Source organism: Dechloromonas agitata is5 (assembly GCF_000519045.1).
GTDB classification, from domain to species: domain Bacteria; phylum Pseudomonadota; class Gammaproteobacteria; order Burkholderiales; family Rhodocyclaceae; genus Azonexus; species Azonexus agitatus.
Genome location: NZ_KI912532.1, coordinates 2,802,825 through 2,827,073, shown reverse-complemented (window position 1 = coordinate 2,827,073; position 24,249 = coordinate 2,802,825). Strand labels below are relative to the sequence as shown.

Sequence of the window (24,249 nt, the reverse complement as noted above, 5' to 3'; positions counted from 1 at the left end):
CGGTGTTGCCGGCCCTCCGGGAAAGAGGGATCAATGCCGTTCCTTGATCAGGTCGCGCAAGCGCTTGGGGGCGGGTTGCAGCGGCGTTCTGACGCTGGTCCAGCCGGCTTGCCGGCGCGGTGTCAGCCAGCGGAAGCGGCTGGCCAGCCAGGAGGCGGTGCGATACAAGGCCGGCGAACTGTACACCGCCGACCAGCCGCGCCAGATGGCCGAAATCAGCGCATTGTGCCCGGCACCCTGGCCCCGCATGGCGGGGTTCGCCTGCGGCGCGGAGAAGGCTTCCTCGCGCAGGCGGATGAGCAGGTCGGGAATGGGAATCTTGACCGGGCAGACCTCGCCGCAGGCGCCGCACAGCGACGAGGCGGTGGTCAGGCCGGCGGTGGCTTCCAGACCCAGCATGTGCGGCGAAATGATCTTGCCGATCGGTCCCGGGTAGGTCGTGCCGTAGGCGTGACCGCCGATGCGGGTGTAGACCGGGCAGTGGTTCATGCAGGCGCCGCAACGGATGCACTGCAGCGTCTTGCGCAGTTGCTCGTCGGCATAGGCCTGGCTGCGCCCATTGTCGAGCAGCACCAGGTGCACTTCGCCCGGACCGTCCTTCTCGCCCGGCTGGCGCGGGCGGGAGATCATGTTGAAGTAGGTCGAGATGTTCTGGCCGGTCGCCGAGCGGGTGAGCAGCGAATAGAGCGGCGGCACATGCTCCAGCTTTTCGACGATCTTCTCGATGCCGGTGATGGCGATATGTACCGGCGGCGCCGTGGTGCACATGCGGCCGTTGCCTTCGTTCTCGACCAGGCACAGGGTGCCGGTCTCGGCGACGGCGAAATTGACGCCGGAGAGGCCGATGTCGGCGATCTCGAATTTCTCGCGCAGCACCTGGCGGCCAATCTGGATCAGCGCATCGACGTTGTCGGTGTACTCGACACCCGGTACGTGCTCATGGAACAGCTTGGCGATCTGCTCCTTGGTCTTGTGGATGGCCGGCATGATGATGTGCGACGGCTTCTCACCCGCCAGCTGGACGATGTACTCGCCCATGTCGGACTCCAGCGCACCGATGCCGGCCGCTTCGGCGGCATGGTTCAGCTCGATTTCCTCGCTGACCATGGACTTGCCCTTGACCATCAGCTTGGCCGAGTGCTTCTGGCAGATGCCGAGGATGATGGCGTTGGCTTCCTCTGGCGTCTCCGCCCAATGGACCTGGATACCGTTGCGCGTCAGGTTGGTTTCGAGCTGGACGAGCAGGTCGGGCAGCTTGGCCAGGTTGTACTGGCGGATGCGCTCGCCCAGGCTGCGCAGGCTTTCCAGTTCTTCCGGATCGGGAAACTGGGCGGCGCGCTTGGTCATCAGGAAATCCATGGCGCCGCGGAAACTCTGGCGCAGGAAGGGATTCTCGACGACATCCTTGGCCCGGGCGCGGAAGCCGGCCGAGGGCATGAAGTGCAGGGCGTGCGGGGTCTGCGGGGCGTTCATCAGACGTTCTCCTCGATCATCAGCACGACCAGTTCCTTCGGGCCGTGGGCGCCGTAGGCCAGGGTCTGCTGGATGTCGGCGGTTTTCGACGGGCCGGAGATCAGCAGGGAATTGGTCGGCAGGCAATCCTTCCAGCCTTCCGTCTGCATGGCTTCGTAAAAGGTGTTGTAGATATGGGCGGCGTCGAGCAGCACGATATGCACGGGCGGTACCAGCGACATCAGGCGGGGCTCGTCGACCGTCGGCCACAGGATCAGCGTGCCGGTTTCGGCGATGGCGCCGCGGGCCGCGGTGAAGCTGGCCGGCGTTTCGTTGAACATGGCAGCCTTCCAGCCTTCGATCGGGGCATCGTAGCCGGGGCAGGCGATGCCCAGAGGCGGCAGTTCGGCCTGGGCGCGGGCGCCGTGCGGCGTACCGGGGGCGACCAGGAGTTTGTCGATTTGCTTGGCGCTCAGCACTTCGTAGAGCTTTTGCAGCCAGCCGCCGCGCGAGACGGCATAGACCTCGGCATGCGCCAGTTCGATGAAGTGGCGGAAGCGCTTGGCCTTGTCGGCATTGCTTTCCTCGCCGCGGTGCGCGGCGTACCAGGCGGCGACATCGGGCAGTTCGCCGGCGGATGCCGGGGCATTGGCCTTCAACTTGGCCAGGATACGGTCACGGGCGCTCATTGGGCGTTCTCCTTGGCAGTACGGCGGAGCAGGAAGGTGGCAATGTGTTCGCCGGGCAGGCTGGGTGTGGTGCGACCTTCCTGCTGGTCTTTCCAGGCGGCGTGGCCAAGGATGTTCATCAGGCAGCCGCAATCGGCGCTGACGACGCGCTCGGCGCCGGTGGCCTTGAGCGACTTGACTTTGTCCTCGACCATGGCTGCGGAGATTTCCGGTTGCTTGACCGAGAAAGTGCCGCCGAAGCCGCAGCATTCGGATTCGTGGTCCTGCTGGGCGATGGTGACATGGTTCAGGTCGCCGAGCAGCTTGCGGCCGGTGAGATGCACGCCCATCTCGCGGCGGGCGGAGCAGGAGGTGTGCAGTACGACGGTGCAGTCGCTGCCCACATCTTCCGGCTTGAAGTTCAGCACGTCGACCAGGAACTGGGTGAATTCGTAGATGCGTGCCGACAGTTTTGCCGCTGCAGCCTGGCGAACCGGATCCTGGGCGAACAGCGTCGGGTAGTGGTGCTTCATCATGCCGGCACAGGAGCCGGAGGGCACCACAACAGGCCAGTCATTGGGGAATAGCGTCAATTGGTGCGCCGCCACCTTGCGCGCCTCATCGGGAAAGCCACTGGTGTAGGCCGGCTGGCCGCAGCAGGTTTGTTCTTCCGGAAAGTGCACGCGGATGCCCTGCCGTTCGAGCAGCGTGATGGCATCCATGCCGGCGCCGGGGAAAAACTGGTCAACGACGCAGGTGGCAAAGAAATAGACGTCGGTCGGACGCGCAGGCTGTGCGGGCATTTTGTCTCCGTTGCGAATTATTTTTCGGTAAAATGGTAAGACCAATAATTACTACGAGACAAATTTTGCGTGAATACCGATACTTAGTCAAGAAACCATGGGGAAATCCCTAGGCTTGCGCTTTCCAAAATCGATGATTAGAATGTGCTGGTCTTACCAATCAATGTGGTCTTACCAATGCCGAGCAAGCTGCAGGTTCCACGTATTTCCGATGCGATTGCCGCCACGCTGGAGCGTCGCATCCTCGAAGGCTCGCTGAAGCCCGGCGACCGCCTGCCGCCTGAGCGCGAACTGGCGGTGGACCTCGGCGTTTCCCGACCCAGCCTGCGCGAAGCCATCCAGAAACTGGCCTCGAAGGGGATGGTGACCAGCCGCCAGGGTGGGGGTACCTATGTGACAGATGCGCTGGAGTCGAGTTTTTCCGACCCGTGGCAAGACATGATGGGCAAGCACCCGAATCTGCGCGAAGACATGCTGGAATTCCGTCGCATGCTCGAAGGCCAGGCGGCAGAATGGGCTGCCGAACGGGCAACCGATGCCGACCTGCAGCGCCTGGAACAGAGCTTCAGCGCCTTGATGGCAGCTTTCGAGTCCGACGACGCTCAGAAACGCTCGGATGCCGACATCGCCTTCCACCAGGCCATCGGCGATGCTGCGCATAATGTGCTGATCGGCCACCTGTCCGGTGCGCTGCTCAACCTGATGCACGACAACATCCGCCTCAACCTGGGCGAACTGAAGAGCGTGCCGGCGGCCAGCCGTCTGCTGATGAGCCAGCACGAAGCCATCTTCCGCAGCATTCGCGAGAAGAAGCCGCAGGCAGCCCGTTCTGCCGCCGAAACGCACATCGATTTCGTCCGCGAAACCCTGGCCCAGACGCTGCGTTCCGTCGCCCGCCGCGAAACGGCCGAGCGCCGGTTGAATACCGAATTCACCAATTCCTGATTTTTGACTGACTTTTGATTCGACCCCCGAAAGGACCCCTCCCCATGGAACAGCTTGTCATCCCCTTCGAAAAACTGCGCATGACCGACGTGGAACAGGTCGGCGGCAAGAACGCCTCGCTTGGCGAAATGATCAGCCAGCTGGCTGACACTGGCGTGCGCGTGCCGGGCGGCTTTGCCACCACGGCCCATGCCTACCGCGTCTTCCTGGCTCAGTCCGGCCTCGACGCCAAGATCAATGCCGCGCTCGATGCGCTGGATGTGGACGACGTCAACGCCTTGGTCAAGACCGGTGCTGAAATCCGTCAGTGGGTGCTCGATACCCCGTTCCCGATGGACCTGACCATTGCCATCACCGAGCAGTACCAGCGCCTGGTGGCCGATTCCCATGCCGACATGTCCTTCGCCGTGCGCTCCTCCGCCACCGCCGAAGACCTGCCGGATGCTTCCTTCGCCGGCCAGCAGGAAACCTTCCTGAACATCGTCGGCCTGGAAAACATCATGCACGCGATCAAGGAAGTCTTCGCTTCCCTGTACAACGACCGCGCCATCTCCTACCGCGTGCACAAGGGCTTCCTGCATGCCGACGTCGCGCTATCGGCCGGCATCCAGCGTATGGTCCGCTCCGACAAGGGCGCCGCTGGCGTGATGTTCACCCTCGACACCGAATCCGGCTTCCGCGATGCCGTGTTCGTTACCTCCAGCTACGGCCTGGGCGAAACGGTCGTGCAGGGCGCCGTGAATCCGGACGAGTTCTACGTGCATAAGCCGATGCTCGACGCCGGCAAGAAGGCCGTCGTCCGCCGCAACCTCGGTTCGAAGATGATCAAGATGACCTTCGCTGCCGAAAAGGTCGCCGGCAAGTCCACGATCACTGAAGACGTCGAAGAATCCCTGCGTCACCAGTTCTCGATCAATGACGAGGAAGTCATGGAGCTGGCCCGCTACGCCCAGATCATCGAAAAGCACTACGGCCGTCCGATGGACATCGAGTGGGGCAAGGACGGTGTCGACGGCAAGCTGTACATCCTGCAGGCTCGTCCGGAAACCGTGCAGTCGCAGGCCGCCGCCGGCAAGCAGGAAAAGTTCAAGCTGAAGTCCTTCTCCAAGGTGCTCGCCTCCGGCCGCGCCATCGGCCAGAAGATTGGCATCGGTCCGGTCCGCATCGTTCATGATCCGAAGGAAATGGACAAGGTCCAGCCGGGCGACGTGCTGGTGGCCGACATGACCGACCCGAACTGGGAGCCGGTGATGAAGCGCGCTTCCGCCATCGTCACCAACCGTGGCGGCCGTACCTGCCACGCGGCGATCATCGCCCGCGAACTGGGCATCCCGGCCATCGTCGGTTGTGGCGATGCAACCGAGACGCTCAACGAAGGCGAAGTGGTCACGGTCTCCTGCACGGAAGGCGATACCGGCCACGTCTATCGCGGCAAGCTTGACTTCGAAGTCACCACCCGCGACATCTCCGCCATGCCGGACGTCCCGGTCAAGGTCATGATGAACGTCGGCAACCCAGAACTGGCCTTCGAATTCGCCCAGTTGCCGAACGCCGGTGTCGGTCTGGCCCGTGTCGAGTTCATCATCAACAACGTCATCGGCATCCACCCGAAGGCGATCCTCGACGTCGAGCGCCTGCCGGCCTCCAAGCGCGACGAGATCAAGCGCCGCGCCCGCGGTTACGCCTCGCCGAAGGACTTCTTCGTCGAGAAGCTGGTCGAGGGCGTATCCACCATCGCTGCTGCCTTCTGGCCGAACCCGGTCATCGTCCGCCTGTCCGACTTCAAGTCCAACGAATACCGCAAGCTGCTCGGTGGCGAACTGTACGAGCCGGAAGAGGAAAACCCGATGCTCGGCTTCCGCGGCGCTTCCCGCTACGTTGCCCAGTCCTTCCGTGACTGCTTCGAGATGGAATGCCGCGCCATGAAGCGCGTGCGTGAGGAAATGGGCCTGACCAACGTGCAACTGATGGTTCCGTTCGTCCGCACCGTTGGCGAAGGCCAGGCGGTGGTCGATCTGCTGGCCGAGCATGGCCTGAAGCAGGGCGAGCATGACCTGAAGCTGATCATGATGTGCGAAATCCCGTCCAACGCCCTGTTGGCCGACGACTTCCTCAAGATCTTCGACGGTTTCTCGATCGGTTCCAACGACCTGACCCAGCTCACCCTCGGCCTTGACCGCGACTCCGGCCTGGTGGCCAACCTGTTCGACGAGCGCGATCCGGCCGTCAAGATGCTGCTCGGCATGGCCATTGCCGCCGCCAACAAGGCCGGCAAGTACATCGGCATCTGCGGCCAGGGCCCGTCCGACCACCCGGATCTGGCTGAATGGCTGATGGATCAGGGTATCAGCAGCATCTCGCTGAACCCGGACACCGTGGTCGATACCTGGACGCGTCTGGCGACGCACAAGAAAGGCTGATTGCTTCGGGCATCCGTGAAGAAGCAGTCAATATGAAGAAGGCCGGGAGCGATCCCGGCCTTTTTGCTAGCCAGAAACCCGAACTGAACAGCAGAACCACAGCGTTCCGGAGAATTACGGGGCGGGCTGCCTCAATAAGCCGGCAAATAAAGTGGGTAAAGTGTTTCTTCCTCGCGCTTGATCCGCGCCACCAGCGCTTCGCCGATTTGCTCCAGTTCCGGGCCGAAAGAGACGGCTAGGTCGGGCTGGCTGGCGATGTTCCTGTATTTGCCCAGGAAGGCGAGGACGACTTTGCCGATGCCATCCATTTCGTGCCGGAAGCCATGGACCAGACCGTGGCTTTCCTCATCCTGCCTCAGGGCGTGTTCAAGGTAGATATATAGTTTCACGTTTTCGGTCAGCAGATGCCCCTGTATGTCGCCGCGGAACTCTTCAAGCAATTTTGCCGTGCCGGCCAGATCTCCTGCCTTGAAGGTGGTCAGAACATGGCCAAAGGTTGCGAGCAATTTCTGGTGATCGGCTTTTAGCTGATCAATCAGGTTTGGATGGTAGGCGATATGGGTGCCCGGCGCCTGGCCGCCTGCTGCTGGCATGGGCGGTGGTGAGGCCCGCCCGGCCTCGGCCTCAGGGGGATGCTTCTTTCCAAATAAAAAGTCGAATAGCATGGTCCGCTCCCGTGATGATATTCGGCTGCATTATTAGGCAAAAAGCGGCCCGGGCGGGAGCATCTTGTTGCCTATTCGTCAGCTGGTTTGGCCGGATTGTCATGCGGACCGATAATTTTCCAGGCATACATCAGGCTGCCCTCGGAAAATTCGAGCCCGCTTTCGATGTCTTCCCACCAGGTCGCAGCGTGGCGGTCCTCCCCCAGATAGCGCCAGATGCGCTGTTCGCCGCTGCACAGCTCGATATCGTAGATTGCATTGAGGACGGGGGGATTCATCGGATGATTGGCCCTGCGGGGATTCCGGTCGGGGTGGTGATTGATCGGTGGGATTTTAGGGGTGGATGGGATGTCATGATGCAATTCTGGCACCCGCCGAACAACGGTGTCGAACGGATTGCCACCGTCGTCAAGGGCCGGACATGTCTTTTCAGGCGCAAGCAGCGTTGAGCTGCTGGAAAATCTGCCTGCTTCCGGGTAGAAAAATGAGAAAGGCCGGGCGCGATGCCCGGCCTTCTTCCATGAGGCAGCCGAAATGGCGGGTTTCGGCTGATGTAGTGGTGGAATCCTTACTTCGCGACGAAGGTATCCGGCATTTGAAGCGCGACGACTTCACCGCGCGCCGTCTCGATGCCCTCGGCGTAAACCGACGCTTCGACCACCACCTTGCGACCCTTGATTTCCTTGACCCGGCCGCGGATCTCGAGCTCCGGACCGAGCGGCGTCGGTTTCAGATAGCTGACCTGCAGGGAACCGGTGACGAAACGGAAGGCCGGCAGGCTGTCCATCGGCCGGTTTTCGGCACGATACATCGCGGCAGCTGCCGTTCCGGTGCCGTGGCAGTCGATCAGCGAGGCCAGCAGGCCGCCATAGACGAAGCCTGGGATGGCGGTATGCTCGGGGCGTGGCTGAAAGCGGGTCACGGTTTCGTCGCCATCCCAGAAAGTCTTGATCTGATGCCCCTGTTCGTTGTTGCGGCCGCAGCCGTAGCAATGGGCGAGGGTCTCCGGGTAGTAATCCTGAAATGCCAGCATGCTCTCTCCTTGTTTTTGGTCGAACCTGTATCCTAGGCCAGGCGCCAAGGCCCGACCACTGTGTGGATGGCCAGTCAGCATGCAAATTCCGCCAATGCCCGGGGGCCTACATCGAGATCGTGCGACCGCTGGGTGGCAGGCGGTAGATTGTCATCTCCGTATCCGGCATCAGAGAATTCAGGAACAGGCTGAAAATGGAAACGAACAGGCTGGCGAAGAGGGCGGTCCAGAATCCGGAAACCGTAAAGCCGGAGACTAGTTTGGCGACGAGCAGCAACATCAGCGCGTTGATGACGAGCAGGAAAAGGCCCAGCGTCAGGATGGTCAGCGGCAGGGTAAGCAAGACCAGCAAGGGCCAGAGCACGGCATTGGCAAAGCCGAGGAGCAGCGCCGAGACAATCAGGCTCGATGGGTTGGCGAAGCGAATGCCGTTGAAGATGAGGCTGGCCACCCACAAGGATACGGCGGTGATGCCCAGCTGGATGAAGAAACCGGTCAGATTGGTGAGCATGGCAAGCGTTGGGAATGCGGAAAGCCAGACCGGATTATCGGCTGGAAAGTGCTTTGCGCCGATTCTTTCGCTCGTAATCGGTGCCGATGGTTGTCGAAATCGGGGCAATTGCGCTTACCCTGTCGCTGTTGAGCGTTTTGGTTGATGTCTTGTCGATTTCCATGAATGAACAGTCTCTGGCGCAATTGGCGCTTTTCCTTCGCAATCTTGGTTTGGCCCTGCATTTGAGCGGGGCGCCGGCGCAGTCCGTGGAACGGGTCTTGTCCTCGGTGGGGCAGCGCTTCGGCGTCAAGGTCGAGGGATTCGCCGTGCTGACCTTCCTTGCCCTGACGGTGGTGGCGCCCTCTGGCGTGCGGCGGACCGAAATGCTGCGCCTGCCGCCCTACGACTACAACATGGCACGCCTGATCGAATTGCAGGCCCTGTGCCGGGAAATTTCCGATCTGGCGGACTTGCCCGACTATGCCGAGCGCCTCGCAGCGATCATGGCGCAGCCGGTGTCGTGGAGCGGTTGGCGTTATGCCGCGATGGGTCTGTTGCTGTCGGCTTCGGTCGCCTTGCTGCTGCGCGGTGGCTGGGTGGAAATGCTCTGTGGCGGCTTGATCGGCCTGCTGTTCACCGCAGCCAGCCAGCGCCTGGCCGGTTTTCCACGCCTCGGGCCGGCGGTGCCGGTGATCCTCTGCGCAGCGGCGGCGATCTTGGCGCAGGGCCTGGCGCATCTCCTGCCACAGCAATCGCCCTTCATCTCGGCAGTGGCCGGTGTGGTGCTGTTGTTGCCCGGCTTTACGCTCACCGTGGCAATGTCGGAACTGGCCACGCAAAACTACCTGGCCGGCACCGGCCGGCTGACTGGCGCGGTCATCTTGCTGTTCCTGATGGGGGCCGGGCTGGCGATTGGCACGGCCTTGAGCCAGGCAGTCTGGCCGCTGGCGGCGCCAGGTAGCGTCGTGCCGTTGCCGGCCTGGGTGATCTGGCCTGCCGTGGCGATCCTCGGCGTATCCCTGCTGGCAGTGCTGCAGGCCCCCTTGTCGTCACTGCCGGTTTCGATTGGCGGGTGTCTGCTGGCCTGGGCGGCTTACTCCTTGACCAGCGCAACGCTCGGCAACGTCGTGGGCGCCTTCAGCGGGGCCCTGGCCATCGGTGTGGCCGGACACCTCTACCAATGGCTGAGCGGCCGGCCGGCTGTGCTGGTCGAAACCCCCGGCCTGATCACCCTGGTGCCGGGCAGCCTTGGGTTCCGCGGCCTGCATGCCCTGATGCAGCAGGAAAGCGTGGTCGGTATCAACCTGATGACCGACATGCTGACCACCGGCGCAGTATTGGCGGTGGGGTTGCTGCTGGCCGACAACATCATGCCCCTCCTGCTGCGGCAGGCGTCGCGCGAGGTTGTTTGAGTCAGAAACTGTAGCGGACTTCCGAATACACCCGGTCGTGCTGGTCGTAGCGACCAAACAAACCGAGTTGCGGGCCGCTGAAGATGTCGGCGCCGAGCATCAGGCGCCAGTTGCGCTGGATATTCCACGATACGCGCGGGCGGAACAGCCAGTCGGACCGGTTCAGGCTCGAAATGAACAGGGCCTGGGTTTCCCAGTCGTTGCCGAGTTTGGTGCTGGCGAACAGGCTGTAGCCGTTTTCGAGGCGGTCGGCAATGATGTCGGGGTTGTGGTCGAAGTGCTGTCGCTGGAAAAACTGCACGTTGAGTCGGCTGTCGGCCGGCAGCGTGAAATCGAGGCCGACCGCCCAGTCGAGGGTGTGTTGTCTGGCCAGGCCATCGGTATCGGTCAGGTTCAGCACGGTAAATTGGCGATCCCGGGTGTAGACGGCTTCTGCCTTGAGGACGATGTCGCCAAAATCCTTGGCCAGCGTTCCGCCGTATTGGTGAATGCGGTCATGACGGGCCTGGTAGATGAAGGTGGGGCGTGCGCCGGGCACGATTTCGCGATAGAACGACGGATTGATGTCGGAACTGCGGTAATAGAAACCGGAAACATCCCAGCCGTTTTTCAGCGTCGATAGACGGAGGCCGTAGTTCATGTTGTTGGCGGTACCGTCGGGCCTTTGCTCCGGCAGGTACTGCACGTTGGCACCCGGCGGTACGGGCTGGTAAGGGTAATACTCGGCGCCCGGGCGGCCGATGTTGTCGTAGCTGGCGACCGGTATCCAGAGCAATTCGGCATGGGTGTCGTTGGCAAAGTACTCGGCCCGCACCGCCCACTGTGGAATACGCATCTGGTCGAATTCGGGAAGGATGAATTCGCGCTGATCGCGGGCCGATACGACATCGGCGAAGAACAGGCCGACCATTTCGCCCCATACGACATGTTGCCGCCCGACGCGGAAATCCCAGTTGCCGGTGCTGTAGTCGAGATAGTTCTCGCGTAGCGCAATGTCGAATCGCTGGTTCTGTTCGACGGCGCTGTTGTAGAAATCGTTGATGCCGTAGACGAAGTCGTAGTCGACACGGACGCCCAGTTTCCACTTCAGGCTATCCGACAGCTTTCCCTGGCTGTTGAGGTCGGCGCGGGTGCGGAGCTTGGACCAGTGTTCCGGGTTTGATGTGGTCCGGGCACCCTCGAATTGCAGAAAACCCTTGATGCCGCTACCGGAAGCCGCCTTGCTGCTGGCGGTGCTTTTCAGGTCGTCGCCAAACAGGGCATCGCGACCGAGCAGGTCGTCATCGGCAGCATAGCAATTGAGGGCCAGGCAGGCGGCGAGTGCAAGCGAGGGGGGTTGAAGTGTGGTCTTCACGATAGGGCAGGGGAGCGGGGTTTAGTCGGAATCGGATTCGTCTTCGGGTTCCGGCGCGTTTCGAACGCGGGCGATGTTCCAGGTTTTGTCACCCTGGCTCCGGACGCCGAAGGCGGTGATGTAGCCATCCTCGACCTGTACCAGCCGGTCGGCATGGTCGATGACCTTCTGGTCGTGCGTCGAAAAGATGAAGGTCGTCTTCAAGTGGCGGTTGATCTGCTTCATCAGGCGCAGGATTTCGCGCCCCGTCGCCTTGTCGAGGTTGGCGGTCGGTTCGTCGGCCAGGATGATGCTGGGTTTGATCGCCAGGGCGCGGGCGATGGCGACCCGTTGCCGTTGTCCACCGCTCAGTTGATTGGGGCGATGATTGGCGAACTTGCCCAGGCCGACGATGTCGAGGAAATAGGCGACACGGTTCTTCCGCTCCTGGGCCGAGATGTCCGGGCGGCGGAGCAGGGGATATTCAACGTTCTCGGCAGCCGACAGGACGGGCAGCAGGTTAAAGGTCTGGAAGATGAAGCCGATCGAGCGGGCGCGAATGTCGGCCAGTTCGTTGGGCGTCTTTTCGGAGACGTCCTGTTCATTGATGAAGATGCGGCCGCGGGTCGGTTTGTCGATGCAGCCGATCAGGTTGAGCAGCGTGGTTTTGCCACTGCCCGACGGACCGGAGATCGCGAGGAATACGCCAGCGTCAATTGACCATGTAATATCATGCAGCGCCTGAACGGTTTGCTCGCCCAGTTGGTAGTCTTTATAGACGTGTTCGATGCGAACGACACTCATGGTTTAGCGAGACAGCGCAAAAAGAGTTCTGAACGGAATGGAGTGAATCATGCGACCGACAACCGAAAAACGTTTATCGATGCCTTCTGCATGGGCTTGGGCAGGTGCGATGTTCATGGCGATCCTATCGTTTCCGCTTCAGGCAGAGGAGTTGGGAGCGAATCCGGCCAGTGATGCTGTTGCTCGCAGTATAGTTGAAAAGGCGGACAAGGTTCGATTTCCGGCCGAGGGCTTTCAGGTTGATGTAGTCATCAACAGCTATCGCGCCGACAAGGAAATCGATTTTCACAAATACCGCGTTCTTTCCAAGGGTAACGAGAATACGGTCGTCATGGTCACCGAGCCGGCATCCGAGCGAGGCCAGATCATCCTGATGAAGGGGCGCGACCTGTGGGTGTTCATGCCCGAGGTATCGCAGCCGGTCCGTATATCGCTGGCCCAGCGCCTGACCGGTCAGGTGGCGAATGGCGACCTGGCGCGGGCGAACTTCTCCGGAGATTACAATCCGAAGGTCGTCGGTACCGAAAAGATCGGCAATGAGACGTATCAGGTCCTCGAACTGGTAGCGGTGGATCGCAGCGTGACTTATCAGCGCGTCATGTACTGGGTGAACGAGAAATCTGGCTGGCCGCTGAAGGCGGAGTTTTATTCGCTGTCCAATCGTCTGCTGAAGAAATGCAGCTACGAGAATTTCCAGACCTTGGCCGGCCGGGTTCGGCCGACCCGGCTGGTGATGGAGGACGCGCTGAAAGCCGGCGAGAAATCGGTGCTCGAATACAGCGAAATGCGCCTGCGCGAGTTGCCCGACAAGATTTTCACCAAGGAGTACCTCAAGAAACTCGACTGAATCCGTCGGTTTTCCTTTCAACCAATTGTTCTCCAAAGCATGTCCACACTGATCCCTGTTGTCCTTTCCGGTGGTTCCGGCACCCGCCTGTGGCCCCTGTCCCGTGAAAAATATCCCAAACAGTTGCTGCCGCTCGTCGGTGACCAGACGATGCTTCAGGAAACCGTCGCCCGTCTTGACGGCATCGACGGACTGGGCGAGCCCATCCTGGTTTGCAACGAGGAGCACCGTTTTGCGGTTGCCGAGCAATTGCGCCTGCTGGGCAAGCAGGGGCAAATCCTGCTCGAACCGTGCGGCCGCAACACCGCACCCGCCCTGACGCTGGCCGCACTCTGGGCGCGACGCGGAGGGGAAGACCCGGTGCTGGTCGTCATGCCGGCCGATCATGTGATTCTCGACGGCGCAACCTTCCGCGATGCGGTTCATCGTGCTGCAGCCCTTGCCGAGCAGGGTCTGGCTGTCACCTTCGGCATAACGCCGGATTGCCCAGAAACAGGTTACGGCTACATCCAGCAGGGAGAGCCCAGTGCGCGGGATACGCATGCTTTCGCACTCCGGCGATTTGTCGAGAAACCGGACCGTGACACGGCCGAAGCCTATCTGGCAGCAGGTGACTATCTCTGGAACAGCGGCATTTTCGTCATGCAGGCCTCGACCTGGCTGACGGCTCTGGCTGCTTGCCGTTCGGACATTCTCGATGCCTGTACCAAGGCCTTGGCGGCGGTCAGCCAGGATGGCGACTTCGTGCGCGTGGCGCGGGAAGTCTTTGCGCAATGCCCATCCGACTCCATCGACTGCGCGGTGATGGAGAGGCTGTCCGCGGGGGGCAACGGTTTGCCACAGGCCGTCGTCATTCCGCTATCGGCGGGATGGTCGGATGTCGGAGCCTGGGATGCCTTGTGGAAGGTTCTGGCCAAGTGCGACGCCGGCAATGCGACGCGCGGCGATGTGCTGCTCGAAGGTTGCGCCAATACCCTGGCTGTCTCGGAAAGCCGCCTGGTTGCCTGTGTCGGCCTGAGCGACGTGGTGGTCGTCGAAACCGATGATGCGGTGCTGGTCGCGCATCATTCGGCGACGCAGGACGTCAAGAAGATCGTTGATCGCCTGAAGGCGGAAAAACGGACGGTTGCCCAGTGGCACCGCAAGGTGAATCGCCCCTGGGGGTGGTACGACGGCGTCGATTGCGGCGAGCGTTTCCAGGTCAAGCGGATTTGCGTCAAGCCTGGCGCCGCGCTGTCCCTGCAGATGCACCATCATCGCGCCGAGCACTGGATCGTGGTGACCGGAACGGCCCGTGTCACCAAGGGTGAGGAAGTTTTCCTGGTGACGGAAAACCAGTCGACCTACATTCCGCTCGGCGTCCGACATCGCCTGGAAAATCCCGGGATCGTCCCGCTCGAGATGATCGAGGTTCAGTCGGGCAGCTACCTCGGCGAGGACGACATCGTCCGCTTCGAGGATACCTACGGGCGCGGCTGATCAGTCGAAAAGCAGGGCCGCGGCAACCTTGCGGCCCTCGGAGGCGAGGATGTTGTAGGTCCGGCAGGCCGCCGGCAGGTCCATCACGTCGAGGCCGATGCCGGCCGTGGCAAAGGGGCGGAGCAGCGCGCCAGCCGGAAAGCGCAGCCGGGAGCCGGTGCCGAGCAGGATGATCTCGGTTCCCAGGCCGGTCAGGATTTCCATGTCGGCTTCACTCAGGCTGGCGACTGAGGCGGCAGTCCATTCCGGCCGCAGCGATTCCGGCAGCACGATCAGGTTCTGGCTGAATCTTTCCTGATTGACGACGACGTAGTCGGGGCCATAGGCAGTGAACAGGTTCAGGCCGGCAGTATTCGAGGTATGGAGTTTCACTGTGCGATCGATCCGAAAGGCCCGCCCAAATTGCGGTGCACCATACGAAAAGGTAGGATTATACCTTTGGCCTTAATGGGCTATCAGCGGCTTCGCCGGAACCATCGCATGAAACACGTCAAGAAATCCGCCAAACTCGCCAACGTCTGCTACGACATCCGCGGCCCGGTGCTGCAGAAGGCCAAGCAGATGGAGGAAGAGGGTCACAAGATCATCAAGCTGAACATCGGCAACCTCGCTGCCTTCGGCTTCGATTCGCCCGAGGAAATCCAGCAGGACATGATCCGCAACCTGCCGAACGCGGCCGGTTATACCGATTCGAAGGGCATCTTCGCGGCGCGCAAGGCGATCATGCATTACACCCAGCAGAAGGGTATCAAGGGTGTGACGCTGGACGACATTTACGTCGGCAATGGCGTTTCGGAACTGATCGTCATGGCGATGAACGCGTTGCTCGATGCCGGTGACGAGGTGCTGGTCCCGGCGCCGGATTATCCCTTGTGGACCGCGGCGATCAGCCTCTCGGGCGGGACGCCCAAGCACTACCTGTGCGATGAGGCCAAGGGCTGGCTGCCAGATCTCGACGATATCCGCAGCAAGATCAACGCCCATACCAAGGCGATCGTGCTGATCAACCCGAACAACCCGACCGGTGCGCTGTATCCCGATGACCTGCTGTGCGAAATCATCGACATCGCCCGCCAGCATCACCTGACGATCTACGCCGACGAGGTGTACGACAAGGTGCTGTACGAAGGTGCCAAGCACACCTCGATCGCCTCGCTGGCCGAAGATGTGCTGATGATCACCTTCAACGGCCTGTCGAAGAATTACCGTTCCTGCGGCTATCGCGCCGGCTGGATGGTGGTGTCCGGAGACAAGCGCCACGCCAAGGACTACATCGAGGGCCTCGACATGCTGGCCTCGATGCGGTTGTGCGCCAACGCGCCCGGCCAGCACGGCATCCAGACCGCGCTCGGCGGCTACCAGAGCATCGACGACCTGATCAAGGAAGGCGGCCGCCTGCGTCGTCAGCGTGACATCGCGCACGAACTGATCACGGCCATCCCGGGGGTGAGCTGCGTCAAGCCGAAGGCGGCACTCTACATGTTCCCGCGCCTCGATCCCAAGATCTACCCGATCAAGAACGACCAGCAGTTCATTTCCGAACTGCTGCAGGAAGAGAAGGTGCTGCTGGTCCAGGGTACCGGCTTCAACTGGCCGCATCCCGATCACTTCCGCCTGGTTTTCCTGCCGCACGAGGACGACCTGCGCGAGGCCATCGGCCGCATTGCCCGCTTCCTGGAAAACTATCGCAAGCGTCACGGCACCAATTAGTCGCCGGTTATCCGTCGCGCGTAACTTCTACCAACTAACAACTTACTTCACTCTACGCAAATGAAACCTATCAATGTTGGCCTGGTCGGCATCGGCACCGTCGGCGGTGGTACCTGGACCGTTCTCAATCGCAATGCGGAAGAAATCACCCGTCGCGCCGGTCGTCCGATTCGCATCACCGCTGTTGCCGACAAGAATGTGGAACTGGCCAAGCAAGTCACGGCTGGTGCTGCCCGGGTGACCGATGACGCGTTTGCGCTGGTCAACGATCCGGAAATCGATATCGTCGTCGAGCTGATCGGTGGCTACGGCGTGGCCAAGGAAGTGGTCATGCAGGCCATCGCCAACGGCAAGCACGTGGTGACGGCCAACAAGGCGCTGCTTGCCGTGCATGGCACCGAAATCTTCGCCGCCGCCCAGCAGAAGGGCGTCATGGTCGCCTTCGAGGCCGCCGTCGCCGGTGGCATCCCCATCATCAAGGCGCTGCGCGAGGGCCTTTCTGCCAACCGCATCGAATGGGCGGCCGGCATCATCAACGGGACCACCAACTTCATCCTGTCCGAAATGCGCGACAAGGGCCTGTCCTTCGACGACGTGCTGAAGGAAGCCCAGCGCCTGGGTTATGCCGAGGCCGATCCGACCTTCGACATCGAAGGCGTCGATGCCGCGCACAAGGCAACGCTGATTTCAGCCATCGCTTTCGGCATCCCGGTGCAGTTCGACAAGGCTTACGTCGAAGGCATCACCAAACTCGAAGCCTCCGACATCAAGTACGCCGAACAGCTCGGCTACCGCATCAAGCTGCTTGGCATTGCCAAGCGTCGCGACAAGGGCGTCGAGCTGCGTGTGCATCCGACCCTGATCCCGGCCAAGCGCCTGCTGGCCAACGTCGAGGGGGCGATGAACGCCGTCATGGTCAAGGGTGATGCCGTGGGCACCACGCTGTACTACGGCAAGGGCGCTGGCGCCGAGCCGACCGCTTCGGCCGTCGTCGCCGACCTGGTCGATGTCGCTCGCCTGGCCACTGCCGATCCGGAGCATCGCGTACCGCATCTGGCTTTCCAGCCGGATGCCATGTCCAACCTGCCCATCCTGCCGATGAGCGAGGTGGAGACCGGCTACTACCTGCGTTTGCGCGTCGAAGACAAGCCGGGCGTGCTGGCCGACATCACCCGGATCCTGGCTGATCAGGGCATCTCGATCGATGCCCTGTTGCAGCGTGAGCCGGAAGAAGGCGAGGGCGAGACCGACATCATCATCCTGACCCATGTCTGCCAGGAAAGCGCGGCCGATGCCGCCATCGCCAGGATCGAGGCCCTGCCGGCCCAGAAGGGCAAGGTCAAGCGCATCCGCCTGGAAGAGCTGCAGTAAGGCGGCAGACGGAGTAATGAACTGGCAAGGGGACTGCGGTCCCCTTTTCATTTTCATGCGACAGGAGCGCTGCAATGACCATGCGACAGCCGGTTGAACTCGAGAAATCCTATCTGCTGCTCAATCACGGACCGGTGACATTGGTGTCGGCGGCGCAGGGTGGGCGACGCAACGTGATGGCGGCCGCCTGGGCCATGCCGCTCGATTTCTCGCCGCCCAAGGTGGCGGTCGTGATCGATGGCCGGACCTGGAGTCGCGAGTTGATCGAAGCGAGCGGCGAGTTCGTGCTGAATATCCCGTGCCGGGCGATGGCCGAGCAAGTGCTGGCCGTCGGATCGTGCACCGGGCGCGAGGTCGACAAGTTCGCCACCTTTGCCATCGGGACCTCGGCGGAAGCGGTGACGCAGGCTCCCTTGATCGATGGTTGCATTGCATGGCTGGCCTGCAGGGTGATACCCGAGGCGCATAACCAGCGGCGCTACGACCTGTTCATCGCGGAAGTGGTGGGTGCCTGGGCCGATCCGCGCGTTTTTGCGGAGGGGCGCTGGCGCTTTCCTTCGGACGACCTGCGTACCATCCATTACCTGGCGGGTGGCAACTTTCTGGCTTCGGGCGACGCTTTTGCGGCGGGGGGGCAATAGTCCCCCTGGTTTTATGGGTATTACGATGCGCATCAAGGACTTGCCGGAGGTGAGACGGCAACATGGTGGTCGATTGCCATTCCGGCATGTCTGACACAGGAGCCATCATGCAACCCATTCACGTCTGCAACCACACTACCCCGGAAGCCCTCTACCCGTTCGACGCCCGCGGCATCGCCAAGCGTTTCCGCCATGCTGCCATCTTTGGCGCGCTGGATGCGCTGATGCCGGGTGAAACGATGCGTTTCTGCAACGATCACGATCCGCTGCCGCTGCTCGCCCAGCTCCAGCAGCGCTATGGTCAGCACCTGAGCATCGAGTATCAGCAGCGCGAACCGGGCGCCATTGTCATCGACTTCAAAGTCGTCGGCTGAGTGATACCCACCGCGAGCCTCAGCCTTCTCTCCGTCATCGCCAGCGCCGTGCTGGCGGTCGCAGGTTGGGGTTCGCCGCTGGCGGTGGCGCATCTGGCGTTCGCCGTCGGTATCGTGCCGCTGATCTTCGCGGCCATGATGCATTTTGTCCCGGTGCTGACGCGCACCGGTGACGTCGATCCCCGAATGATGCGTTTGCCGAACGCTGCGCAGGCGTTCGGTGTGATCGCCGCGCTGGCCATGCAGGGCGTGCTGCCCTACGTGCTGGTTTATGTTGCCGCCTTCGGCGATTTGCTGGCGGCTGCCATCCTGCTCAACTGGATCGCCTTGCGGGTGCGCTCGACCCTGGGCAGTCCGCACCCCGGCTGGCGCTGGTATGGCGCCGCCCTCGGCTGCCTGCTGCTCGCCCTCTGCGCCGTGCTGCTCATTCCCTTGCTGCCGGGATACTGGCAGGCGCTGCGCCTCTTTCACATGCACCTGAACACCACCGGCCTGCTCGGCCTTGCGGCCCTCGGTACCTTGCCTGTCCTGATGCCTACCGCCCTCGGCAAGCCGGATCCGGAGGCGGCTGGCTGGCTGCGCCGGCGCCTGTGGCTCTTCGCCTCGGGTGCGCTGGTACTGGCGACTGGTGTCGCCATCGCCTGGCCGTTTGCGGCGCCGGGCGCCTTGCTGATCCTGGTTGCCGCCATGGGTCTGGCCGGGCAATGGGTGCGCCGCTTCGGCCTGACGGCCATACTGCGCGACGGCGTGGCTGCCTCGCTGTTCGCTTCCGTACTGGGCCTGGTGGCGTCGCTGATTGCCGGGTTGCTTCACGGCGCCGGCATATTGCCGACCCGGCCTTCGTTGTTTGCCTGGGCGGCAGGCTTCCTGTTGCCGCTGGTGACTGGCGCATTGAGCCAGTTGCTGCCGGTCTGGCGCTGGCCGGGACCGGTCATCCCGGCGCGCGGCATCATGCGGCAGAAACTGGCAGCCCGTGGCAATGTGCGTGCCGCACTCTTCCTGGCTGCGGCACTGGCCTTGATTGGCAACAGGCTGGCCGTTGGCAGCGTACTGGCCCTGCTCGGCCTCGCTTTCTTCGTGGTCGGCCTTGTGCAGGCGGTGCGTGTGCAGCGCGCATCGCGGTAAAATCGCCGTTTTTCGCTTTCTCAGGTTTTCGCCATGCGCTATATCTCGACCCGCGGCAACGCCGCGCCCCAGGCTTTCTGCGACATTCTTCTCGGCGGCCTGGCCCCGGATGGCGGTCTTTACCTGCCGGAAAGCTACCCGCAGATTACCCGAGCCGAGCTCGATGCCTGGCGCAAACTGTCGTATGCCGATCTGGCCTACGAAATCCTCTCCAAGTTCATCACCGACATTCCTGCCGCCGACCTCAAGGCGCTGGTCGCCAAAACCTATACGGCCCAGGTTTATCGCCATACCCGCAACGGCGGCGACGCGGCCCAGATCACACCGCTGACCCAGCTCGAAGACGGTCTGTACACCCAGGAATTGTCGAATGGCCCGACGCTGGCCTTCAAGGACATGGCCATGCAGCTGCTTGGCAACCTGTTCGAGTACGTGCTCGACAAGCGTGGCCAGTCGATCAACATCCTTGGCGCCACGTCCGGTGACACCGGCTCGGCCGCCGAGTACGCCATGCGCGGCAAGCACAACGTCAAGGTCTTCATGTTGTCGCCGGATGGCAAGATGAGCGCCTTCCAGCGTGCCCAGATGTATTCCCTGCAGGACGCCAACATCTTCAACATCGCCGTGACCGGCATGTTTGACGACGCACAGGACATCGTGAAGGCGGTTTCCAACGATGCCGAGTTCAAGGCCAAGTACAAGATCGGTGCAGTCAATTCGATCAACTGGGCGCGCGTCGCGGCCCAGATCGTTTATTACTTCCAGGGCTATTTCCTGGCGACCCGGTCGAATGACGAGCAGGTGGCGTTCTGCGTACCGTCGGGCAACTTCGGCAACATCTGCGCCGGCCATATCGCCCGCCAGATGGGCCTGCCCATCGCCCGACTGGTGCTGGCGACCAATGAGAATGATGTGCTCGACGAATTCTTCCGTACCGGTGTCTATCGTCCGCGGACCTCAGTCGAAACCAGCGTCACCTCCAGCCCGTCGATGGATATTTCGAAGGCCTCCAACTTCGAGCGCTTCGTCTTCGATCTGGTCGGCCGTGATCCGGCTGTCGTGCGTGAATTGTGGGCCAAGGTCGACAAGGGCGAGGCTTTTGACCTGTCCACTACGCCGTTCTGGGCCAGAATGCCGCAATTCGCCTTCGTGTCGGGCAAGAGCACGCACAACGACCGCATCAAGACCATCCGTTTTGCCCAGGGACGTTACAACGTGATGCTTGATACCCACACCGCCGACGGCCTCAAGGTAGCACTGGAGAACCGCTTGCCGGGCGTGCCGATGATCGTGCTGGAAACGGCCCAGCCGGCCAAGTTCGAGGAAACCATCCGCGAGGCGCTGGGTACCGAACCCGTCCGTCCGGCCGAACTGGCCGGTATCGAGAAGCTGCCGCAGCGCGTCGTCGTCATGGCGCCGGATGTGGCCGCCATCAAGCAATTCATCGTCGAGCGCGTGTGAGCTTCGACCACGAAGCCTTCTGGTCGGCCCGCTACCGGGATGCGGGCGAGGATTACCTGTTCGGCACGGCGCCGAACAGGTTCCTCGCGACGCAGGCCGAGCGTTTCGGTGCCGACATGCGCGTGCTGTCGGTGGCCGATGGCGAGGGGCGCAACGCGGTGTGGCTGGCCGAGCAGGGTTGCCGCGTGACGGCGACGGAAATCTCGCCGGTGGCGCTGGAGAAGGCGGGCAAGCTGGCCCGGTCACGCCATGTCGAAGTAGCGTGGCAGCAGGCCGATATCCTGAACTGGGAATGGCCGGTTGAAGCCTATGATGCCGTGGTCGGCATCTTCATCCAGTTCGCCACGCCGGCCGAGCAGCCGCGGCAGATTGGCGGCATGAAGCAGGCAGTCAAGCCGGGCGGCTTGCTATTTCTTCAGGGTTACACGCCGAAACAGCTGGAATTCCGCACGGGCGGGCCGTCTACAGCCGATAACCTGTACACCGCCGACTTGTTGCGCGAATGGTTTGCCGATTGGGAAATCGTGTCACTCCATGAGCACGAGGACACGATCGAAGAGGGAACCGCGCATGTCGGCCGATCGGCGCTGATCGACTTGGTGGCGCGCAAACCTACAGGTAGATGACGGCGGGGAAAACCGCCACGGCCAGCACGAGAACCAGCCATTCGAGGTTGTGACGGGCCAGGAAACCCGTGAAGTGCAGGACCAGAATCGTAATCGCGACGACATAAAACAGCGCGAACAGCATTTGAATTTTCCCCGACTATCGTTGTTATGCCCTTGGCGTGGGCATTATGACGACAAATGGCTGAAAAGCCTAGCCGATGAAGCGCATCGACAGGTCGAGTGCCTTGACATCCTTGGTCAGCGCGCCGACCGAGATGCGGTCGACGCCGGTTTCGGCGATGCCGCGGATGGTGTCCAGGGTAACGTTGCCGGAGGCTTCGAGAATGGCGCGGCCGGCGTTGATGCGCGATGCCTCGCGCATCATGTCCAGACTGAAGTTGTCGAGCAGGATCATCGTGGCACCGGCCGCCAGGGCCTGGTTCAACTCGTTGAGGCTTTCGACCTCGATCTGGATGAACTTGCAACGCTCGCCGGCCTGGGCGGCAACTTGCCGGGCGGCATCCAGGGCCGGGGCGATGCCACCGGCGGCGTGGATATGGTTTTCCTTGATCAGGATGGCGTCCCATAGCGCCAGGCGGTGATTGCCGCCGCCACCAGCCCGGACCGCGTATTTCTGGGCGATGCGCAGGCCGGGCAAGGTCTTGCGGGTATCGACGACCTGCGCCTTGGTACCGGTGATGGCGTCGGCGTAGGTGCGGACCTTGCTGGCGACGGCGGAAAGCAGTTGCAGGAAGTTAAGGGCGCTGCGTTCGGCGGTGAGCAGGGCGCGACCGTTGCCTTCGATATCACACAACAACTGATTGGCGACGATGCGGTCGCCATCGGCCCCGTGCCAGGTGACCGTGGCGGTCGGGTCGCAACGGCGAACGCATTCGTCGAACCAGGCCGTACCGCACAGTACACCGGCTTCGCGGCAGATCACCGTGGCCTTGACCCGGCGCTCGCCGGGAACCAGGCTGGCGGTCAGGTCGCCGGCCCCGACATCCTCGGCCAGGGCAGCGGTGACGTTGCGGTTGATTTCTTCGGGCAGCGGGTAGTCGAATGCGATGCTCATGGTCGATGTCGGGCGGTGGATTAAACCCGCATTTTACAGGGTGGCCGGCGTGCCGACCCAGGTGTTGAAGAGATGGCGGGCGCTGTCGATGACTTCACCGGCGGTCAGGCCGACCGGCCCGTAGCCCTGGGCAACCAGCCGGTCGGCCGCGGCGCCGTGCAGGTGGACGGCGGCGAGCAGGGCGGTTTCGGCCGGCCAGTTCTGGGCGAGCAGGGCGACGATCAGGCCGCACAGCACATCGCCCATGCCGGCCGTCGCCATGCCGGGGTTGCCGCTGGTGTTGATCCACCAGCGGCCGTCGGTCAGCGCAACGACCGTGCCGCAGCCTTTCAATGCAATGTGGCTGCGATAGCGGTCGGCTAGTTCGCAGGCAGCCTTGATCCGGTCGTTCTGGACGTCGCGCACCGAGCAGCCGAGCAGGCGGGCGGCTTCGGCCGGGTGCGGGGTGAGGATGGCCGGGCCGACGCGGTTGTACAGGTTGCCCTCCAGACGGCCGTCTTCGGCCAGCAGGTTGAGCGCATCGGCGTCGAGTACGAGGTGCACCGGGGCTTTCAGGGATTGTTCGAGCAGCCGCAGGGCCTCCGACGAACGGCCGAGGCCGGGCCCGCAGGCAAGGGCCTGCAGGTCGGTCTGGAGCAGCGTGTCGGCACGGCGCAGCATGAGTTCGGGTTGCTGCAGGTCGACCGCTGGAGCATCGCCATCGAGCAGGCCGATATAAGTTCGCCCGGCGCCAAGCTTCAGCGCGGCGCGTCCGGCCAGGAAGGCGGCGCCGACCATGGATTTGGCGCCGCCCAGGATGCCGGCATTGCCGAAACTGCCCTTGTGGCTGTTGCGGCGGCGTGGTTTCAGGCGCTCGGCGAAATCATGGCGGCTGACGATATGGCCGTCCGGTTCGGCCTCGGCCCTGACATCCAGGGCCAGGTCGGCGATGCGGATCTGGCCGCAATGGTCCGGGCCATCGGCGGTGTACAGGCCGGGCTTGGCGGCGATGAAGGTGAGCGTGTGGCTGGCACGGATGGTCGGCGCCAGGGCGGTGCCGGTTTCAGCATCGAGGCCGGACGGGCAGTCGAGGGCGAGCAGCGGGCAAGCATCGCGCTCGGCCAGCCGGTTGGCGAGGCCAATCCAGCGGGCGTAGCGGCCTTCCGGCGGACGGGTCAGGCCGATGCCGAACAGACCGTCGACGATCAGCGACCAGCGCGGGTCTTCGGGGATGTCGTCGACAATGCTGCCGCAGGCTGCCAGGTAGCGCTGGCGGGCTGCGGCGGCGTCAGGCGGCAGTCTCTCCGCGTCGCCGGCGAAAGCCAGGCAGATGTTGAAGAAACGCTCGCGCAGCTGGCGGGCCATGTCGAAGGCGTCGCCCCCATTGTTGCCGGGGCCGGCCAGGACAAGAACGGCGCGGCCCTGCTCGCCGCTCAGGCTGGCGGCCCAGTCGGCGGCGGCGTGTCCGGCACGTTGCATCAGGGCGTCGGCGGCATGCGTCGCCTCGATGCGGCGCAGCGTGGCATGCCGGTAGAGAGGGAGCGAGGTCAT

Annotated in this window: 25 protein-coding genes; 12 read left to right on the top strand and 13 right to left on the bottom strand. The window is 62.6% G+C overall.

The window, feature by feature from the left end:
* Positions 1 to 30 precede the first annotated feature (30 nt).
* The 3 genes from K420_RS0113830 to K420_RS0113820 are packed head-to-tail and all read right to left on the bottom strand — an operon-like array spanning position 31 to position 2,923.
* Positions 31 to 1,473 (bottom strand): LutB/LldF family L-lactate oxidation iron-sulfur protein, encoded by a 1,443-nt coding sequence (locus K420_RS0113830; protein ID WP_051453145.1) that lies wholly within the window; start codon positions 1,471 to 1,473, stop codon positions 31 to 33.
* Positions 1,473 to 2,141, bottom strand: a complete 669-nt coding sequence (locus K420_RS0113825) for a LutC/YkgG family protein (protein ID WP_027458588.1) — start codon at positions 2,139 to 2,141, stop codon at positions 1,473 to 1,475. The genes K420_RS0113830 and K420_RS0113825 overlap by 1 nt, the downstream gene beginning before the upstream one ends.
* Entirely contained in the window at positions 2,138 to 2,923 is a 786-nt protein-coding gene (locus K420_RS0113820) for a (Fe-S)-binding protein (RefSeq protein WP_027458587.1), read from the bottom strand. Before K420_RS0113820 ends, K420_RS0113825 begins: the two co-directional genes overlap by 4 nt.
* Before the next feature lie 177 nt (positions 2,924 to 3,100).
* On the opposite strand from K420_RS0113820, the gene K420_RS0113815 reads away from it, so the two are divergent.
* Together K420_RS0113815 and ppsA are read left to right on the top strand one after the other, a co-directional pair.
* On the top strand, positions 3,101 to 3,868 hold the full coding sequence (locus K420_RS0113815) for an FCD domain-containing protein (RefSeq protein WP_027458586.1): 768 nt from the start codon (positions 3,101 to 3,103) through the stop codon (positions 3,866 to 3,868).
* Between the two features lie 44 nt (positions 3,869 to 3,912).
* Entirely contained in the window at positions 3,913 to 6,288 is a 2,376-nt protein-coding gene (gene ppsA / locus K420_RS0113810; RefSeq protein WP_027458585.1) for a phosphoenolpyruvate synthase, read from the top strand.
* A 131-nt stretch (positions 6,289 to 6,419) separates the two neighbouring features.
* On the opposite strand, the gene K420_RS0113805 is transcribed toward ppsA, so the two are convergent.
* From K420_RS0113805 to K420_RS0113785, 4 genes are all read right to left on the bottom strand, one after another.
* The gene (locus K420_RS0113805; RefSeq protein WP_035854830.1) at positions 6,420 to 6,953 is read right to left on the bottom strand and encodes a hemerythrin domain-containing protein; all 534 of its coding nucleotides are present in this window, start codon (positions 6,951 to 6,953) and stop codon (positions 6,420 to 6,422) included.
* 71 nt (positions 6,954 to 7,024) lie between these two features.
* Positions 7,025 to 7,231, bottom strand: coding sequence for a hypothetical protein (locus K420_RS0113800; protein ID WP_027458583.1), 207 nt, complete (start codon positions 7,229 to 7,231; stop codon positions 7,025 to 7,027).
* A gap of 290 nt (positions 7,232 to 7,521) precedes the next feature.
* The gene (locus K420_RS0113790; RefSeq protein WP_027458582.1) at positions 7,522 to 7,986 is read right to left on the bottom strand and encodes a PaaI family thioesterase; all 465 of its coding nucleotides are present in this window, start codon (positions 7,984 to 7,986) and stop codon (positions 7,522 to 7,524) included.
* A gap of 106 nt (positions 7,987 to 8,092) precedes the next feature.
* Positions 8,093 to 8,497: a phage holin family protein gene (locus K420_RS0113785; protein ID WP_027458581.1), complete on the bottom strand. Its 405-nt coding sequence runs from the start codon at positions 8,495 to 8,497 to the stop codon at positions 8,093 to 8,095.
* A gap of 86 nt (positions 8,498 to 8,583) precedes the next feature.
* Between K420_RS0113785 and K420_RS0113780 the strand changes: the two genes are divergently transcribed.
* Complete coding sequence (locus K420_RS0113780; protein ID WP_027458580.1) at positions 8,584 to 9,891, top strand: threonine/serine exporter family protein; 1,308 nt, start codon at positions 8,584 to 8,586, stop codon at positions 9,889 to 9,891.
* A gap of 1 nt (position 9,892) precedes the next feature.
* Here the strand turns inward: K420_RS0113780 and K420_RS0113775 are convergent, their stop codons facing one another.
* Together K420_RS0113775 and K420_RS19065 are read right to left on the bottom strand one after the other, a co-directional pair.
* Positions 9,893 to 11,245 carry a DUF1302 family protein gene (locus tag K420_RS0113775; RefSeq protein WP_232422786.1) on the bottom strand — a complete coding sequence of 451 codons (1,353 nt, stop codon included), beginning with the start codon at positions 11,243 to 11,245 and terminating at the stop codon, positions 9,893 to 9,895.
* A gap of 21 nt (positions 11,246 to 11,266) precedes the next feature.
* The gene (locus tag K420_RS19065) at positions 11,267 to 12,028 is read right to left on the bottom strand and encodes an ABC transporter ATP-binding protein (protein WP_035854829.1); all 762 of its coding nucleotides are present in this window, start codon (positions 12,026 to 12,028) and stop codon (positions 11,267 to 11,269) included.
* A gap of 115 nt (positions 12,029 to 12,143) precedes the next feature.
* Between K420_RS19065 and K420_RS0113765 the strand changes: the two genes are divergently transcribed.
* A complete protein-coding gene (locus tag K420_RS0113765; protein ID WP_232422785.1) occupies positions 12,144 to 12,875 on the top strand; it encodes an outer membrane lipoprotein-sorting protein in 732 nt (243 codons plus the stop codon).
* A 39-nt stretch (positions 12,876 to 12,914) separates the two neighbouring features.
* Positions 12,915 to 14,354, top strand: coding sequence for a mannose-1-phosphate guanylyltransferase/mannose-6-phosphate isomerase (locus tag K420_RS0113760; protein WP_027458577.1), 1,440 nt, complete (start codon positions 12,915 to 12,917; stop codon positions 14,352 to 14,354).
* Here the strand turns inward: K420_RS0113760 and K420_RS0113755 are convergent, their stop codons facing one another.
* The gene (locus tag K420_RS0113755) at positions 14,355 to 14,726 is read right to left on the bottom strand and encodes an Mth938-like domain-containing protein (RefSeq protein ID WP_027458576.1); all 372 of its coding nucleotides are present in this window, start codon (positions 14,724 to 14,726) and stop codon (positions 14,355 to 14,357) included.
* Positions 14,727 to 14,834: 108 nt separating this feature from the next.
* On the opposite strand from K420_RS0113755, the gene K420_RS0113750 reads away from it, so the two are divergent.
* The 7 genes from K420_RS0113750 (at position 14,835) to K420_RS0113720 (ending at position 21,662) form a co-directional block, all read left to right on the top strand.
* On the top strand, positions 14,835 to 16,064 hold the full coding sequence (locus tag K420_RS0113750) for a pyridoxal phosphate-dependent aminotransferase (RefSeq protein WP_027458575.1): 1,230 nt from the start codon (positions 14,835 to 14,837) through the stop codon (positions 16,062 to 16,064).
* A 60-nt stretch (positions 16,065 to 16,124) separates the two neighbouring features.
* The gene (locus K420_RS0113745; protein ID WP_027458574.1) at positions 16,125 to 17,435 is read left to right on the top strand and encodes a homoserine dehydrogenase; all 1,311 of its coding nucleotides are present in this window, start codon (positions 16,125 to 16,127) and stop codon (positions 17,433 to 17,435) included.
* A 74-nt stretch (positions 17,436 to 17,509) separates the two neighbouring features.
* Positions 17,510 to 18,076, top strand: a complete 567-nt coding sequence (locus tag K420_RS0113740; RefSeq protein ID WP_027458573.1) for a flavin reductase family protein — start codon at positions 17,510 to 17,512, stop codon at positions 18,074 to 18,076.
* Between the two features lie 107 nt (positions 18,077 to 18,183).
* Positions 18,184 to 18,450, top strand: a complete 267-nt coding sequence (locus K420_RS0113735; RefSeq protein WP_027458572.1) for a DUF2249 domain-containing protein — start codon at positions 18,184 to 18,186, stop codon at positions 18,448 to 18,450.
* Positions 18,451 to 19,575, top strand: a complete 1,125-nt coding sequence (locus K420_RS0113730) for a hypothetical protein (protein ID WP_027458571.1) — start codon at positions 18,451 to 18,453, stop codon at positions 19,573 to 19,575. It begins immediately after the preceding gene.
* Positions 19,576 to 19,608: 33 nt separating this feature from the next.
* On the top strand, positions 19,609 to 21,036 hold the full coding sequence (gene thrC, locus K420_RS0113725; protein ID WP_027458570.1) for a threonine synthase: 1,428 nt from the start codon (positions 19,609 to 19,611) through the stop codon (positions 21,034 to 21,036).
* A complete protein-coding gene (locus tag K420_RS0113720) occupies positions 21,033 to 21,662 on the top strand; it encodes an SAM-dependent methyltransferase (RefSeq protein ID WP_027458569.1) in 630 nt (209 codons plus the stop codon). Before thrC ends, K420_RS0113720 begins: the two co-directional genes overlap by 4 nt.
* Here the strand turns inward: K420_RS0113720 and K420_RS20740 are convergent.
* The 3 genes from K420_RS20740 to K420_RS0113705 form a co-directional block, all read right to left on the bottom strand.
* A complete protein-coding gene (locus K420_RS20740; protein ID WP_198293853.1) occupies positions 21,649 to 21,786 on the bottom strand; it encodes a hypothetical protein in 138 nt (45 codons plus the stop codon). The two genes, K420_RS0113720 and K420_RS20740, sit on opposite strands and share 14 nt — an antisense overlap.
* A gap of 69 nt (positions 21,787 to 21,855) precedes the next feature.
* Positions 21,856 to 22,719 carry a carboxylating nicotinate-nucleotide diphosphorylase gene (gene nadC, locus K420_RS0113710; RefSeq protein ID WP_027458568.1) on the bottom strand — a complete coding sequence of 288 codons (864 nt, stop codon included), beginning with the start codon at positions 22,717 to 22,719 and terminating at the stop codon, positions 21,856 to 21,858.
* A gap of 33 nt (positions 22,720 to 22,752) precedes the next feature.
* Entirely contained in the window at positions 22,753 to 24,249 is a 1,497-nt protein-coding gene (locus tag K420_RS0113705) for a bifunctional ADP-dependent NAD(P)H-hydrate dehydratase/NAD(P)H-hydrate epimerase (RefSeq protein WP_027458567.1), read from the bottom strand.